Below are 15,967 nucleotides of genomic sequence, written 5' to 3' on the forward strand. Positions count from 1 at the left end.
GGCGCCTACCTCAGCTTCGGGTCGAGGGCGTCGCGCACCGCGTCGCCGAGCATGATGAACGCGAGCACGGTGATCGCAAGGGCACCTGCGGGCCAGAGCAGCATGTGCGGGGCGTTGCGGATGTACTGGGAGGCGGCGGAGATGTCGATGCCCCAGCTCACGGTCGGCGGCTTCAGACCCACACCGAGGTACGAGAGGGTCGCCTCCAGGGCGATGTACGTGCCGAGCGCGATGGTGGCCACCACGATGACCGGCGCGATCGCGTTCGGCGCGATGTGCCTCAGCAGCATCCGCGAGTTGGAGGCGCCGAGCGCCCGCGCCGCCTGGACGTAGTCGTTCTGCTTGGCGGTGATCACGGATCCGCGGGCGATGCGCGAGAGCTGCGGCCAGCCGAGGAGCACCATGAAGCCGATCACCGGCCAGACGGTGCTGCTGGTGACGACGGACAGGAGCACCAGGCCGCCGAGTACGACGGGGATGGCGAAGAAGACGTCGGTGATCCGGGAGAGGATCGCGTCCCAGAACCCGCCGAAGAACCCCGCGAGCCCGCCGAGCACGCTGCCCAGGATCGCGACACCGAGCGTGGCGCACACGCCGACGGTGACCGAGGCGCGGGCCCCGTACACGGTCCTGGTGTAGACGTCGCAGCCCTGTCCGTCGAAGCCGAAGGGATGGCCGGAGCTCGAGCTCTTCTGGGAGTTGGCGAGGTCGCAGTCGAGGGGGTTCCCGGAGGCGATCGCGGACGGCCAGAGCGAGATGAAGACGAGAAAGAGAATGATGAGGCCCGAGATGATGAAGATCGGGTTCCGTCGCAGCTCGTGCCAGGCGTCGGACCACAGGCTGCGGGCCGGGGCGGAAGGACCGGTGCCTTCGGGACCGCCCGGGGTCTTGTCGAGCGTCGTCCCCTCGGTCGCCGCGAGGTCCATCGCACCCCCGGCACCGGTCGGGGCGATGGCACCGTCCGGTCCGTTCGGCTCTCGGGGCTCAGGCATAACGGATCCTCGGGTCGAGTACGGCGTACAGGAGGTCGACGATGAGGTTGGCCAGCAGGAAGACGAGGACGAGTACGGTCACGAAGCCGACGACGGTCTGTGTGCTCTGCCGGAGAATTCCCTGGTAGAGCTGGAATCCGACGCCGTGGATATTGAAGATCCGCTCGGTGACGATCGCGCCGCCCATCAGTGCGCCGATGTCCGTGCCGATGAAGGTGACCACCGGGATGAGTGAATTGCGCAGCAGATGCCGGGTGATGACGCGGCGCCTCGGGAGCCCCTTCGCGATGGCCGTACGGACGTAATCCGCACGGCGGTTCTCGGCGATGGACGTACGGGTGAGCCGGGTGACGTACGCGAGGGAGACCGAGGCGAGAACGAGCCCCGGCACGATGAGTTCGTTGAGGGGCGCCTCCGAGGAGACGGAGGGTTTCATCACCCCCCATTCGACGCCGAGGAGCAACTGCAGAAGAAGGCCGGTGACGAAGGTGGGAATGGCGATGACGACGAGCGTCAGAAGCAGGACGACGGTGTCGATGGGACGCCCGCGGCGCAGTCCGGTCACGACGCCGAGCGAGATTCCGATGACGATCTCGAAGACGATGGCGACGAGGGTCAGCCGGATCGTGAGCGGGAAGGCCGTCGACATCAGCTCGGTGACCTTCTGACCGTTGAAGGCGGTACCGAAGTCACCGGTGAAGACATTGCCCATGTACGTCAGGTACTGCTGCCACACGGGCTTATCGAGGCCGAATTCCTTCTTCAGCTGGACGGCCGTCGCGGGATCGCACTTGCGGTCACCGCACAGGCCCGCGATGGGGTCGCCCATCACGTTCACCATCAGGAAGATCAGCAGCGTGGCGCCGAAGAAGACCGGGATCATCTGCAGCAGACGCCGGATCACATAACGTCCCATGAGGGCTCCGGAAGTAGCGGAAGCGACCGTCCGGCGCGAGCGAATTCACTCTCGCCGGACGACCGCTACCTGGGCCTCAGCTGACCTTGATCTCGTTGTAGACCGGGACGCTGAACTGGTTCAGCGCCACGTCGGAGACCTTGTCCGAGTAGCCGGCGCTGCCGTTCTGGTACCAGAGCGGAATGACCGGCATCTGGTCGGCGAGGACCTTCTCCGCATCCTGGAAGGTGCTGACGGCCTTGCCTGTGTCGGTCTCGGAGTTCGCCTTGTCGACGAGTCCGTCGAATTCCTTGTTCGACCACTTGCCGTCGTTGGACGGGGCGTCCGTGTAGTACAGCGGCTGCATGAAGTTCTGGATCAGCGGATAGTCCATCTGCCAGCCCGCGCGCCAGGCGCCGTCCAGCTTCTGCTGGGAGGCCTTGCTGCGGAAGTCGGCGAAGGTGCCGATCGGGTTTCCGACACAGGCCTTGTCTTTCCCGAGGGCCTTGTTGATGGAGTTGCAGACCGCGTCGACCCATTCCTTGTGCGAGCCGGTGTCCGCGTTGTACGTGATCTTCAGCGTGCCGCCGGGGATTCCGCCGCCGTCCGCGACGAGCTTCTTCGCCTTCGCTGCGTCGTACTTGCAGGGGTCACCGCAGAGCCCGGACTTGTAGCCGCCGTCCTCGCCGAGTACCGGCGATGTCCAGTCGGTGGCCGGGGTACGGGTCTTCTGGAAGATGGTCTCGGTGATCTGCTCACGATTGATCGCCATGGAGAGCCCCTGACGGACCTTCTCCATCCCGCTCTTGGACCACTTGCTGTCGTAGAACGGGAAAGCGAGGGTCTGAATGATCCCCGCGGGTGTGTTGATGTAACGATCACCCAGATCACTCTTGGCGTTCTTGAGCTGCGAAGCGGGAACGTCGTCGACGAGGTCGAGGTTCCCCGCCATGAGGTCCGTATAGGCGGTGTTGTTGTCGGTGTAGACCTTCAGATCCACACCGCCGTTCTTCGCCTTGTCGTCACCCTTGTAGCCGTCCCACTTCCGCAGGGACATCTTGGAGCCCTTGTCGTACGAGTCCACGGTGTACGGACCGTTGCCGACGGGCTTCTTGAGCCAGGCGTCGTGGTCGTCGTAGAACGCCTTGGGCAGCGGCGCGAAGGCCGGATAGCCGAGGGTCTTGGGCCAGGTGGAGAACTTCTGCGAGAGCTTGACGGTGAAGCTGGTGTCGTCGACGATCTTCAGGCCGGAGAGCTTGTCGGCCGTGGCGTCACCCTTCTCCGGGTGGACCTTGTCGTAGCCGTCGATGTAGCCGAAGAAGTAGGCGTTCTTCTGGTTGTTCTTCAGATGGGCGCCGTAGTTCCAAGCATCGACGAAGGACTTGGCGGTGACCTTCTCGCCGTTGCTGAACTTCCACCCGTCCTTGATCTTCACGGTGAAGTTCTGTGAGTCCTTGGTGTCGATCTTGTCGGCGATCATGTTCTTGGCCTCGCCGGTCTTCGGGTCGTACCGCATGAGACCCCGGAAGATCATGTCGAGCACCTTGCCGCCCTGCACCTCATTGGTGTTGGCGGGCTCCAGCGGGTTCTGCGGATCTCCCCATGAGGAACCCACGATCCCGGAGCCGTCGCCGCCCCCGCCACCGCCGCTGTCGCCGCCTCCGCCACAGGCGGTCGCCGCGAGGGCGACGGTCACCGCACATGCGGCCCACTTGGCGTGCGTGGCTCCACGCATGGAGAGCCTCCCTTTCAGGCCTAAGTCTCACTTAGGCCCAAATACACCCCAATGCATGGCGCCGCGCATCTTTATGGGGGCTTTCCGGGTCCAGTCGGTCTGGGAAACCCTCGGATGCCTCCACGGGAAGGCGTATGGGCGGGAGATCGGCAGGCGGGGTGGCACGCAGCCGCTCGCTACCCTCGAAGCGTGGACTACGCAAAGATGCGCGCGATCGCCGAGGAGCTCGGAGCCTATGCCGAGCGCCTTGAAGGGACCTGGAATGTAGAGATCGGACCGTCAGGACCGATCCTGGCCATGATGTGCCCCTCGAAGCGCCACGAGGGCACGGTCCGTCGCATCCGGAATCAGCTGAACAAGCAGCTCCCCGGCACCCACCCCGGCTACGTCTGCGAGAACGGCCCGGAGATCGAGCATCCCGCAATCGGCCGCATGCGCCGCCCGGACGCCCTCGTAATCCCCGAGGCAGTGCTCGACGAGGAGGGCATCGCCGTCGACGCCACTCAGGTGTTGGCCGTCATCGAGATCGTCTCGCCATCCAATCCGAACAACGACTACGGCGAGAAGCTGACCGAGTACCCCGCTATGGGCATCGGCCACTACATGATCGTCGACCCCCGGACCGGCACGATCGAAGTGCACTCCGAGCCGTGCGCGGGCCGGTACGGGAACAAGGAGCCGTACATCTTCGGCGACGAGGTGCCGTTCGGCCCCTGGACAGTGGAGACTGCCGCGTTCCGCCGCTACGGAAGGCCGGGGTCCGCCGAGAGCTGAAGGACCCCGCCTACCCGGTCAGCCACGCCCATCCGCCTCCACCTCCACCACGGACACCCACCCGCGCCACCGCTCGACGCTGACGCGCAGCCGCGAGGCGGACTCGGTGGTGCCGGACCAGTAGGGGGCTGCCCCTTCCGCGTGCTCCACGTGCTCCCGGAGGCCGCATTCGGTGAGCGCGTCGCGCAGAAGAGACACCTCGCCCGCCACGACGGACGCGCTGTCGTACTCGGTGGGTTCCGCCTCTGTTCTGGACACGCTCGGCGGCGCCCGGATGTTACGTACGAAAATGGGGGCGCCCGGAACCGAGTGGTTCCGGGCGCCCCCATCGCGTACGGCCAAAAGCCGACGCCGAGACTACGCCGCGTGCACGACGTCCTTCTCCTCGGCGAAGTGACACGCCGACTCGTGCGCCGCCGGAGTGTCCTGGCCCGCGAACTGCTGCGGGATCGCGAGCAGCGGGGTCTCCTCCGCGCACTTCGCCTCCGCCTTCCAGCAGCGGGTGCGGAAGCGGCAGCCGGAGGGGGGATTGGCCGGGGACGGGACGTCTCCGGTGAGGATGATCCGCTCGCGGCCCTCGCGCGCCTCCGGGTCCGGCACCGGCACCGCGGAGAGCAGCGCCTGCGTGTACGGGTGCGTCGGGTGCTCGTAGATCTGCTCGTCCGAGCCGATCTCCGCCATCTTGCCGAGGTACATCACGCCCACGCGGTCCGAGATGTGCCGGACGATCGACAGGTCGTGCGCGATGAAGAGGTAGGAGAGGTTGAACTCGTCCTGCAGCTTCGCCATCAGGTTGATGACCTGGGCCTGGACGGAGACGTCCAGAGCCGAGACCGGCTCGTCGCAGATGATGATCTCGGGGTTCAGTGCCAGACCGCGCGCGATGCCGATGCGCTGGCGCTGGCCGCCCGAGAACTGGTGCGGGTAGCGGTTGATGTACTCGGGGTTGAGGCCGACTACGTCCAGCAGGTCCTGGACCTTCTGGCGCCGCGAACCCTTCGGGGCCACCTCGGGGTGGATCTCGAAGGGCTCCCCGATGATGTCGCCCACCGTCATACGGGGGTTGAGCGACGTGTACGGGTCCTGGAACACCATCTGGATGTTGCGGCGGACCGCCTTCAGCGCGCGCCCGGACAGCTTGGTGATGTCCTGGCCCTTGTAGAAGACCTCGCCCGCCGTGGCACTCTCCAGCGTCATCAGGAGCCTGGCGACCGTGGACTTGCCACAGCCGGACTCCCCCACGATGCCAAGGGTCTCGCCCTGGTAGAGGTCGAAGGAGATGCCGTCGACCGCCTTGACGGCGCCGATCTGCTTCTTGATGAGGATTCCCTGCGTGAGCGGGAAGTGCTTCACCAAGTTACGGACCTGGAGGATCGGCTCGCCACGCTCCACCGGCGCCTCGATGGCCGCGACGGCCTCCTCGGGGTTGGCCACGTCGACCGTTTCCACCTCGGAGACGTTCGGGGTCGCGTCCTGAGGCTCGTCAGTCCCTTTGAGCTCAGCCATGGATCGTCTCCTTCCAGAAGTGGCACGCGCTGCCGCGGCCCGGCAGCTCCGCGCCGTCCTGCTCGCTCACCGGCACCAGGGCCGGAACGTCCGTACGGCAGATGTCCTGCGCCTTGGGGCAGCGCGGGTTGAAGGCACAGCCGGACGGAATGTGGAGCAGGTTGGGCGGCAGGCCCTTGATCGCGTAGAGCTCCTGGCCCTTCTGGTCGAGCCGGGGAATCGACTCGAGCAGACCGCGCGTGTACGGGTGCGCGGGGCGCTTGTAGAGCTCGTGGACCGGGGCCGTCTCGACGATCCGGCCCGCGTACATGACCGCGATCTTGTCCGCGACGTCGGCGACCACGCCGAGGTCGTGGGTGATCAGGATCAGGCCCATGTGGTACTCGCGCTGCAGCTCGGCGAGCAGGTCCATGACCTGCGCCTGGACCGTCACGTCGAGCGCCGTGGTGGGCTCGTCCGCGATGATCAGGTCCGGCTCGAGGGCGAGCGCCATCGCGATCATGATGCGCTGGCGCATACCGCCGGAGAACTGGTGCGGGTAGTCGTTCACCCGCTCCTTGGCGGCCGGGATCTTCACCCGCTCCATCAGCTCGATGGCCTTGGCCTTGGCCTGCTTGCGGCCGAGTCCGTCGTGCACCCGGAACATCTCGCCGAGCTGGTAGCCCACCGAGAGCACGGGGTTGAGCGACGAGAGCGCGTCCTGGAAGATCATGGCGATCTTGCGGCCGCGGATCTTCCTGCGCTCCTCGTTGGACATCTTCAGCATGTCCTGGCCGCGGAAGAGGATCTCTCCCTGCGGGATCTTGCCCGGCGGCATGTCGAGGATGCCCATGATGGCCTGGGCCGTCACGGACTTGCCGGAGCCCGACTCACCGAGGACGGCGAGCGTCTCGCCCGCGTCCACGCTGTAGTTGACGCCGTTGACGGCCTTGACCTCACCCTCGCGGGTGTGGAACTCCACGTGCAGGTCCTTGACGTCCAGGAGCCTGCCGCTCTTTTCCTCGCCCGAGCGGGGGGCGGGAACCGAGTCTTCCTTGATGTCGATGCTGGTCATTTACGCCTCCCTCAGCGCAGCTTCGGGTCGAGGGCTTCGCGTACGGCGTCACCCATCATGATGAACGCCAGCACCGTGATACTCAGCATTCCTGCCGGGAAGAACAGCGTGTGCGGGTTGTTCCGGATGTCCTGTGTCGCGTCCGAGATGTCGCCACCCCAGGAGATGGCGCCGTCACCGAGGCCGAGGCCCAGATACGACAGCGTCGACTCGGCCACGATGTACGTGCCGAGCGAGATGGTCGCCACGACGATCACCGGCGCCAGCGCGTTCGGCAGGATGTGGCGGAACAGGATCCGCTTCGTCCCGGCACCGAGCGCGCGCGCCGCCACCACATAGTCGGCGTGCTTGGTGGTGATCACCGCGCCGCGCATCACGCGGGCGATCTGCGTCCAGCCCAGGAAGGCGAGGGCGCCCATGACGACCCACACCGTGCGCTCCGTGAAGGCGTTCAGGACGACCATCGCGCCGAGCAGGAACGGGATGCCGAAGAACACGTCGGTGAGCCGGGAGATGAGGCTGTCCCAGAAGCCGCCGAAGTAGCCCGCGAGCATGCCGCACAGTCCGCCGAAGAGGGTGACCAGGATGGTCACGCCGACGCCGACGAGGATCGAGTTGCGCGCGCCGTGCACGACACGGGAGTAGATGCTGCGGCCGACCCTGTCGTACCCGAACCAGTCCGCCTGGAAGAAGTGGCTGAGCTCGGGCTTCCCCAGGAAGTGGTTGACCTGGTCTCCGGAGTCCGGGTTCGTGCCGGTGAACAGGCCCGGGAAGGCCGCCACCAGGAGCAGGATGAAGATCAGGACCGCGGATATGACGAAGAGCGGATTGCGCCGCAGCTCCCGCCACGCGTCGTTCCACAGGCTGCGCGGCTTGCCCGGTGCGGGACCGGAGGCGACCGCGGCGACAGGGGCGGAGGAATCCGGCGCCGCGGCCGTCTCGTCCGTGGCCGAGGTCTTGGTGAGGTCAGGCATAACGGATCCTCGGGTCCAGGACCGCGTAAAGCAGGTCGACGATCAGGCTGGCTGCGAGGTACACGAGCACCAGGACCGTGACGATCCCGACGATGACCGCGCCCTCACGGCGGGCGAGAGCCTGGAAGAGGAGGTTGCCGACGCCCGTCACGTTGAAGATTCCCTCGGTGATGACCGCGCCGCCCATCAGGGCACCGACGTCCGTACCGAGGTAAGTCACCACGGGGATCAGCGAGTTGCGCAGCAGATGCCGGGTGATGATGCGCTGGCGCGGCAGGCCTTTGGCCACTGCGGTGCGCATGTAGTCGGCCTGCCGGTTCTCGGCGATCGACGTACGGGTCAGTCTTGCCACGTAGGCGAGGCCGACCATGCCGAGCACGATCGCGGGGACCAGCAGCTGGCCCATGTTCTCGGAGTCCTGGACCGTGGGTGTGATCCACCCCAGCTCGTTGCCGAAGAACAGCTGGCACAACAGACCGACCACGAAGATCGGAGTGGAGATCACCAGGAGCGTGAAGAGCGTGACCGAGTTGTCCACGAAACGGCCGCGTCTGATGCCGGCGAGGACGCCGAGCGTGATGCCGACGATGAGCTCGAACGTCCAGGCCATGGAGGCCAGTCGCATCGAGACCGGGAACGCCTGGGTGATCTCGTCCAGGACGGGCCGGTTACCGGCGATCGTCTTGCCGAAGTCCCCTTGCAGCAGGCCGCCCATGTAGTGGAAGTACTGCTGCCAGAGCGGCAGATCCAGACCACGGTCGTGGCGAATCTGCGCCACCTGCGCCGGGTCCGGCGGCTTGTCGCCCCACAGCGCCCGTACGGGGTCGCCGGGGAGCACGTTGACCATGATGAAGATCAACAGGGTCGTCCCGATGAAAACCGGGATCATCTGGAGCAGTCGCCGCGCGACATAACGCCCCATTGGTGCCTCCGTCCAATCCGGAGCCGCCCGAAGCGACGCCCGGGATCGCCGGGCGTCGCTTCGGGAACTGGGCTCCGACGCCTACTTCTCGAAGACCTGGATGTCCGTGAGGACCGGGTCTCCGGCCTGGTCGAACTTGACGTTCTTCACGTTCTTGGAGGACGCGGAGAGCACCTTGTTGTACCAGAGCGGGATACCCGGGAAGGTCTCGGCCAAGCGCTTCTCAGCGGCCTGGTAGAGCTTCGCGGACTCGTCGACGGTCTTGGCCGAGTCGGCCTTCTTGGTCAGCTCGTCGAACTTCTTGTCCGAGAAGCCGCCCTTGTTGCCGTCGACGCCGGTCCCGTAGAGGTCGGCGAGGAAGTTGCCGTTGAACGGGTAGTCGAGCACCCAGCCCGACCGGTACATCGCCTTGACCTGCTTCTTGTCCCGCACCTCGGTGTCGGCCTGGAAGTCGGTCTTCGGGTCGCCGACGCATGCCACGCCGGTCGACTTGGTGATGCTGTTGCACACGGCCGTGACCCAGCCCTTGTGCGGCTGGTCGGCGTTGTACTGGATGGAGATCTTGTTACCCGGGACGCCGCCGCCGTCCTTGATGTACTGCTTCGCCTTCTTGGCGTCGAACTTGCAGAACTCACCACAGGCGTCGGCCTGGTAGCCCTTGACGCCCTTGGCGACCCAGCCGGTGGCGGACTCACGCGTACCGGCGAAGGTGGTCTTCGCGATGGTGTCGCGGTCGATCGCCATCGACAGGCCCTGGATGACCTTGACGTCGACGTCCTTGAACGTCTTGCTGTAGAACGCCGGGTTGACCGTGTTGATCGCCGAGAAGTCCTGCTCGATGGCGCGGTCGCCGAAGTCCTGCTTGAAGTTCGCGAGCTCGCTGTCCGGGATGATCGGCATCGAGTCGACGTTGTCCGAGCGCAGGTCGTTGTACGCGGCCTGCGGCGTCGTGTACGCCTTGAAGTTGATGCCGCCGTTCTTCGGCTTGCTGGCGCCCTTGTAGCCGGACCACGCGGTCACCTGGACCGACTTCTTGTGGTCCCAGCTCTTGAACTTGTAGGGGCCGTTGCCGACCGGCGCCTCGCCGTACTTCTTCGGGTCCTTCAGCGCTGCCGAGGGCATCGGGAAGAAGGGCGAGTAGACGAGCTTGTACGCGTAGTACGGGATACCCGTGTTCAGCGAGATGGTGAAGGTGTTGTCGTCGACGACCTTCAGGCCCTCCATCGTCTTCGACTTGGCCTTCCCCTTCTCGGGGTGGACCTTGTCGTAACCGACGATGTCGCGGTACCAGCCACTGTTCTGCTGGCCGTTGGCCGGGTCGGCCGCCCAGTTCCAGGCGTCGACGTACGACTTCGCGGTGACAGCCTCACCGTTGTGGAACTTCCAGCCCGACTTCAGCTTGACGGTCCACACCTTGTTCGCCTTGTCGGGGGTGACCGACTCGGCGTTCTCGTAGGTGATGTTGCCCTGCTTGTCGTAGTGGACCAGGCCCGTGAAGAGCGAGTCGATAACGACGCTGCCGTACGCCTCCATGGTGTTGGACGGCTGCAGGGCGTTCTGCGGCTCACCGTTGGCGTAGCTGACGATCCCCTTGGGGTCGACCTTGCCACTGTTGCCGCTGTCGCTGTCGCCGCCGCAGGCCGTTGCCGTCAGCGCCACGACACCCGCTATCGCGACCCACTTGGCGCTCTTGGCACCACGCATGGGGTTCCTCCTCATGAGTCCACTTGTTCACTACAAGAGGGGGTACGGGAATCCGCGTCGACACCCCTGACGACGCGTAGATCAAGTACCCCAGTGTGCTCGTGAGTCGGCGCTCCCCACAGCGCGTGACCCATTGACCCGAGCTATACGCGGTCAACTATTAGCCATGAGGTACCGCCCGACCACACTCTTTTGGTCTCGGTTCAATCACACCTGGTGCGTACATCTTCCAAAATCCGGACAAACCGATCCGAGATAGATGGTTGCGAAACGGACGTGTTACACATCTAACGGTCAACGGTGTCCGTATTCCGGACAGATGGTCCAGGAAAACGGGTTGCGGAGAAGCGCGTCGGAGACGACTCGCGACGCCCTCGCGACACCTTCGGGGAGCGGCCCTGTGGACGCGCGTAGATGCGCGGAGAGTCGCGACGGTGCAGAACCGTCACCCACGGAGATCTGGGACAGCGTAGTGCCGCTGAGGGCCGCGCAAGGGGGTAACCGCGACAGACGCGCGAGAGGCCGGTCCCGCCGCTCCCCGGAGGGAGGGGCGGAAACCGGCCTCAGATGCCGAATTCGCCGAGCGTCCACGGCAGTTGTGCGGTGGAGGGGCCCGGCGGAAAGATTTAGCCAGGCTTTGCCACGTTCTTAGCCGTGCTTGGCGCGTTCTTAGCCGTGCTTGGCGCGCGAGGCGGAGCGGCCACGCTGCTTGGCGTCCAGGACGACCTTGCGGATACGCACGGTCTCCGGGGTCACCTCGATGCACTCGTCGTCGCGGCAGAACTCGAGGGACTGCTCGAGCGACAGCTTGCGGGCGGGCACGACGTTCTCGGTCGTGTCCGCGGAAGCCGCACGCATGTTGGTGAGCTTCTTCTCCTTGGTGATGTTCACGTCCATGTCGTCGGCGCGCGAGTTCTCACCGACGATCATGCCCTCGTACACCTCGGTGGTGGCCTCGGTGAAGATGACACCGCGCTCCTGGAGGTTGACCATCGCGAACGGCGTGACCGTGCCCGCGCGGTCCGCGACCAGCGAGCCGTTGTGACGGGTGCGCAGGTCGCCGAACCACGGCTCGTGACCCTCGAAGATCGAGTGCGCGATGCCGGTACCGCGGGTCTGGGTCAGGAACTCCGTACGGAAGCCGATGAGGCCACGCGACGGAACGATCCACTCCATGCGGATCCAGCCGGAGCCGTGGTTGGTCATCGTCTCCATGCGGCCCTTGCGGGTCGCCATCAGCTGCGTGATGGCGCCGAGGTGCTCCTCGGGCGAGTCGATCGTCATGCGCTCGATCGGCTCGAACGTCTTGCCGTCGATCTGCTTGGTGACGACCTCGGGCTTGCCGACGGTGAGCTCGAAGCCCTCGCGGCGCATCTGCTCGACCAGGATGGCGAGCGCGAGCTCACCACGGCCCTGGACCTCCCAGGCGTCGGGACGCTCGGTGTCCAGGACACGGAGCGAGACGTTACCGATGAGCTCCTTGTCCAGACGGTCCTTCACCTGGCGGGCGGTGACCTTGTGGCCCTTGCCGCCCTTGCCGACGAGCGGCGAGGTGTTGGTGCCGATGGTCATGGAGATCGCGGGCTCGTCGACCGTGATCAGCGGGAGCGCGATCGGGTTCTCGGGGTCGGCGAGGGTCTCACCGATCATGATCTCCGGGATACCGGCGATGGCGCAGATGTCACCGGGGCCGGCCTTCTCGGCGGGCTTGCGGGTGAGCGCCTCCGTCATCATCAGCTCGGTGATGCGGACGTTGGACATCGTGCCGTCACGCTTGATCCACGTGACGGTCTGGCCCTTCTTCAGCTCGCCCTGCTCGACACGGCAGAGGGCGATACGGCCGAGGAAGTTGTCGGCGTCCAGGTTCGTGACGTGAGCCTGGAGCGGGGCGTCCTCGTCGTACTCCGGAGCCGGGACGGTGTCCAGGATCGCGGAGAAGAACGGCTCCAGGCTGTCGCTGTCGGCCGGGACGGTGCCGTCCTCGGGCTTGGTCAGCGAGGCGACGCCGTCACGGGCGCAGGCGTAGACGATCGGGAACTCGATCTGGTCCTCGTCCGCGTCGAGGTCCAGGAAGAGGTCGTACGTCTCGTCGACGACCTCCGCGATACGCGAGTCGGGACGGTCCGTCTTGTTGATGCACAGGATGACCGGCATCTTCGCGGACAGCGCCTTGCGGAGCACGAAGCGGGTCTGGGGCAGCGGGCCCTCAGAGGCGTCCACGAGGAGGACGACCGCGTCCACCATCGACAGGCCGCGCTCGACCTCGCCACCGAAGTCGGCGTGGCCGGGGGTGTCGATGATGTTGATGGTGATGACGTCGCCGCCATCCTTGGGGTGGTACTTGACGGCCGTGTTCTTGGCCAGGATCGTGATGCCCTTCTCACGCTCCAGGTCGTTCGAGTCCATCATGCGGTCGTCGAGGGACTCGGCTGCGTGCGCGGCGAAGGAGCCGGCCTGCTTGAGCATGGCGTCGACCAGGGTGGTCTTGCCGTGGTCGACGTGGGCGACGATGGCAACATTACGAATGTCATGGCGCGTGGGCATACGAGCTGCGCTTCTCCCGGGAAGAGTGGACGGCGGCGCGTACGGTCCGGTACGCGTGCCCTGCCGGGCAAACAACACGCCACGGCCTCACCCCAGTCTACGTGCCTTACGGGGAGGCAACCTCCGGGGGGCCCTGGCGGGGGGTCTGACCAGGGGTTTCATGGCTTCTTCGGCGCTGTTGGGGCCCTCTGCGGCGCCGACTCCGCAAGCGTGGGGCGTGGCGTGCTTCCCGGCGCCGTCGGATGCGGGGTGGGCGCTATGGAGAACACACAGGTCAATGGGTGGGAACGACCTTGCCCGCCGGACGTGCCGGCGGGCAAGGGAGTTGAGCTGAATCTGAGTGTGACCTGCGACGGAGCTACTTTTCGGCGGGCTTTTCCGCGGGCTTCGCGCCCGGCTTCAGGAAGCCCATGTCCTCGTAGTTCGGAACCTGGAAGCCGAAGGCACCCGCGTTCGCGAGATTCGTACGGGCCGCCATCAGCTGGGGGCGCTGATAGAGGGGAATGGAACCGGCCTCGGCCCAGATGCGGGCGTCGGCCTTCTTGACCAGGGCCCGGTTCTCGTCCTCGTCGAGCTCTCCCACCGCCTGATCGAACAACTGGTCGATGTGATCCGTACCGACCCGCGTGTAGTTCTGCTCGACGTTCAGCGAGCCGTCCGCGGCCGGTACCGGCTTGGCGAAGATCGGGCGCGCGTCCGTGGCCGGGAAGGCCGACGCGGGCCAGGAGTAGAGGGCGAGGTCGTACTGGCCGGACGCGATGTGGTCCTTGAAGTAGCTCTCGTCGGCGACCTTCGCCACCTCCGTACGGATGCCGATCTTCTCCAGCATCCGAGAGATCCGGTCGGCCACGGTCCGCAGCGACTCCGAGCCCTCGCCGGACGGCAGGACGAAGCGGAGAGTGAGGGGCTTGCCGTCCTTGGCCATGGGGCCGCCCGCCGCCGGGGTGTCCGCGTCGGGCGCCGCCGTGCCCTTGGGGGCGTACGCGCCGGGCGCACCGCCCTTCGCGGCCTGCTTGTCCGTGTGCTTCTCGGCGCGCTTCTCGGCGCGCTTCTCCGCGTGCTGCTTGGCGTGCTCGCCCGGGTCCTTCTTCTTCTCCTTGTCCGCCTCGCGGTGAACCGTGAGGGACGCGGCCTGACGGGTCAGCGCCGCCTGCTGGTACGCCGCCGCCGGAGCGGGCGCGAGCACCGAGGTGCTGCTGTCGCCCGGCTTCTGGTCGTCCTCGCCGACGGTGTACGCGCCGTCGTCGTCGCCCGAGTCCTCCCCGGAGCCGGAGCCGGAGTCAGAGTCAGAGCCGGATTCGGAGCCGGAGGAGCCGGAGTCCGCCTTTGCCTTCTTGGCGTCCGCCTCACCCCCTGCCGTCTTCTGCTTCGGCTCCTTCACCGGACCGCCCGGCGTCCACCCCGCGTCGGCGAGCAGCGCCCGCGCCTCGGTGGTGTCCTGGTCGCCCAGGGCCCCGCTGTTGTCCGCGTACGCCTGCTGCCCGGCGAGTGCCAGGTGGCTGCCGACCGGCTTGGCGGGCAGGCCGAGCGGCGTGAGGACCGCCTTGGCGAGCGCGTCGCGGTCGAGGGCGCGGGCCACCGCGCGCCGCACCCGGTCGTCGGCCAGCGGACCCTCGGTGCCGTTGAGGGCGAGCTGCGTGTAGGCCGGTTCGAGGGACTTGCGGACGGTGTAGCCGCGCAGGCCCGTCTGCTCGGTGGCGTACTTCTTGATCGCCTTGTGCGTCTTGGCGCGGGCCTGCTGCTCGGTGTCGGCGGCGTCCTCGTCGGAGCCGTTGGCGATCGCCCAGGAGCGCAGCGCCTTGGCGGGCGTGAGCCGGGCCTCGGGGCCGTGGGCCAGCGGACCCTGGGCCCCTCGGTCACGGGCCGCGTTCGTGATGCGCCGCGCCTCCGGGGCGTCGATCTCGGCGAGGTCGATCTTCCCCGAGGCGAGCGCGGCGGCCCGCTCCTCGCGCGGCACCTCGCGAAGCACCACCTTGGAGAGCTTGGCGGGCCTGCCCCACCAGCGCGGGTTGCGGGCCAGCGTGACCTCGTCCGCCTTGGTGTCGACATCCTGCACCGCGAACGGCCCCGCGCTCACCTTGAGCTTGCGCCGCGCACCGTCGTTGAAGGCGTCAGGAGTACCCATGACCTCCTTGGGATACAGCGGCGAGAAGAGCGAACGCCAGTCCGCGTACGGCTTGTTGAAGGTGACGCGCACCTCCAGGTTGTTCGCGCCACGCTCGATCTTCTCGATGCGGTCGTATCCCGCGTTGCGCGCCGTCCAGTACGCGCTGTCCTTCCCGGACAGCGCACGCTGCTGCGCCGCGAAGTCGTCGGCCCCGATCTCCCGGCCGTCGCTCCACACCGCCTGCTGGTTGAGCTTGTAGAGCACGACCTGCTTGGGCTCGCGCGCGACGACCTCCGCGGACTCCAGGAAGTCTTCGTTGCGCTGCGCCCTGCCCTGCGCGTCGAGGCGGAACATCGACGGCAGGACCGCGCCCGCGATCCGCGACGTGCCCGAATCGGCGTCCGACTGGAAGGAGTTGAGGGTCTCCGGCATCGCGTCGACGGCCCAGTTCATGGTCCCGCCGTCGGCGACGTGGTCCCGGGCTGCGGGTGCGACGTCCTGACCGGCGGTCGGCGCACCCGCCTCGTCCTGGGAGCTGCAGGCGGCGAGGGCGGGCAGAGCCAGCACGCCCGTGGCGAGGAACACGGCAGATCTCAGTCTGGCGCGGTCTGGGGTCATGGCGGGTACCTCCGGGGCTCGCCCGGCCGCCCGCTACCAGGACCGGGGCCGGGTTTGATCACGTTTGGCGGTATATGGAGCTGATCACATCTATCCATCCACTGAAGGGGACACACCCCGGCACATGAGGGCGACACGGCGT

Annotated in this window: 12 protein-coding genes; 1 reads left to right on the plus strand and 11 read right to left on the minus strand. The window is 66.7% G+C overall.

Annotation, left to right across the window (positions count from 1 at the left end):
* Positions 1-5: 5 nt before the first annotated feature.
* The 3 genes from ACWFRJ_RS19860 to ACWFRJ_RS19870 form a co-directional block, all read right to left on the minus strand.
* Complete coding sequence (locus ACWFRJ_RS19860; protein WP_453532045.1) at positions 6-992, minus strand: ABC transporter permease; 987 nt, start codon at positions 990-992, stop codon at positions 6-8.
* Entirely contained in the window at positions 985-1,908 is a 924-nt protein-coding gene (locus ACWFRJ_RS19865; protein ID WP_453532048.1) for an ABC transporter permease, read from the minus strand. The genes ACWFRJ_RS19860 and ACWFRJ_RS19865 overlap by 8 nt, the downstream gene beginning before the upstream one ends.
* Positions 1,909-1,984: 76 nt before the next feature.
* The gene (locus tag ACWFRJ_RS19870) at positions 1,985-3,622 is read right to left on the minus strand and encodes a peptide ABC transporter substrate-binding protein (protein ID WP_453532051.1); all 1,638 of its coding nucleotides are present in this window, start codon (positions 3,620-3,622) and stop codon (positions 1,985-1,987) included.
* A gap of 189 nt (positions 3,623-3,811) precedes the next feature.
* Between ACWFRJ_RS19870 and ACWFRJ_RS19875 the strand changes: the two genes are divergently transcribed.
* Entirely contained in the window at positions 3,812-4,396 is a 585-nt protein-coding gene (locus tag ACWFRJ_RS19875; protein ID WP_453532054.1) for a Uma2 family endonuclease, read from the plus strand.
* Positions 4,397-4,414: 18 nt separating this feature from the next.
* Here ACWFRJ_RS19875 and ACWFRJ_RS19880 read toward each other — a convergent pair whose 3' ends face one another.
* From ACWFRJ_RS19880 to ACWFRJ_RS19915, 8 genes are all read right to left on the minus strand, one after another.
* Positions 4,415-4,654, minus strand: coding sequence for a hypothetical protein (locus ACWFRJ_RS19880; RefSeq protein ID WP_453532057.1), 240 nt, complete (start codon positions 4,652-4,654; stop codon positions 4,415-4,417).
* Between the two features lie 99 nt (positions 4,655-4,753).
* On the minus strand, positions 4,754-5,902 hold the full coding sequence (locus ACWFRJ_RS19885) for an ABC transporter ATP-binding protein (RefSeq protein ID WP_453532060.1): 1,149 nt from the start codon (positions 5,900-5,902) through the stop codon (positions 4,754-4,756).
* Positions 5,895-6,956 carry an ABC transporter ATP-binding protein gene (locus tag ACWFRJ_RS19890; protein ID WP_453532063.1) on the minus strand — a complete coding sequence of 354 codons (1,062 nt, stop codon included), beginning with the start codon at positions 6,954-6,956 and terminating at the stop codon, positions 5,895-5,897. Before ACWFRJ_RS19890 ends, ACWFRJ_RS19885 begins: the two co-directional genes overlap by 8 nt.
* Positions 6,957-6,967: 11 nt before the next feature.
* Complete coding sequence (locus ACWFRJ_RS19895) at positions 6,968-7,930, minus strand: ABC transporter permease (protein WP_453532066.1); 963 nt, start codon at positions 7,928-7,930, stop codon at positions 6,968-6,970.
* On the minus strand, positions 7,923-8,852 hold the full coding sequence (locus ACWFRJ_RS19900; protein ID WP_453532069.1) for an ABC transporter permease: 930 nt from the start codon (positions 8,850-8,852) through the stop codon (positions 7,923-7,925). Before ACWFRJ_RS19900 ends, ACWFRJ_RS19895 begins: the two co-directional genes overlap by 8 nt.
* Positions 8,853-8,933: 81 nt before the next feature.
* Positions 8,934-10,556, minus strand: coding sequence for a peptide ABC transporter substrate-binding protein (locus tag ACWFRJ_RS19905; protein WP_453532071.1), 1,623 nt, complete (start codon positions 10,554-10,556; stop codon positions 8,934-8,936).
* 669 nt (positions 10,557-11,225) lie between these two features.
* A complete protein-coding gene (gene typA / locus ACWFRJ_RS19910; RefSeq protein WP_453532074.1) occupies positions 11,226-13,100 on the minus strand; it encodes a translational GTPase TypA in 1,875 nt (624 codons plus the stop codon).
* A gap of 358 nt (positions 13,101-13,458) precedes the next feature.
* A complete protein-coding gene (locus ACWFRJ_RS19915; RefSeq protein WP_453532077.1) occupies positions 13,459-15,825 on the minus strand; it encodes an ABC transporter family substrate-binding protein in 2,367 nt (788 codons plus the stop codon).
* Positions 15,826-15,967 lie beyond the last annotated feature (142 nt).

It is taken from the genome of Streptomyces sp. NPDC055239 (assembly GCF_053606205.1).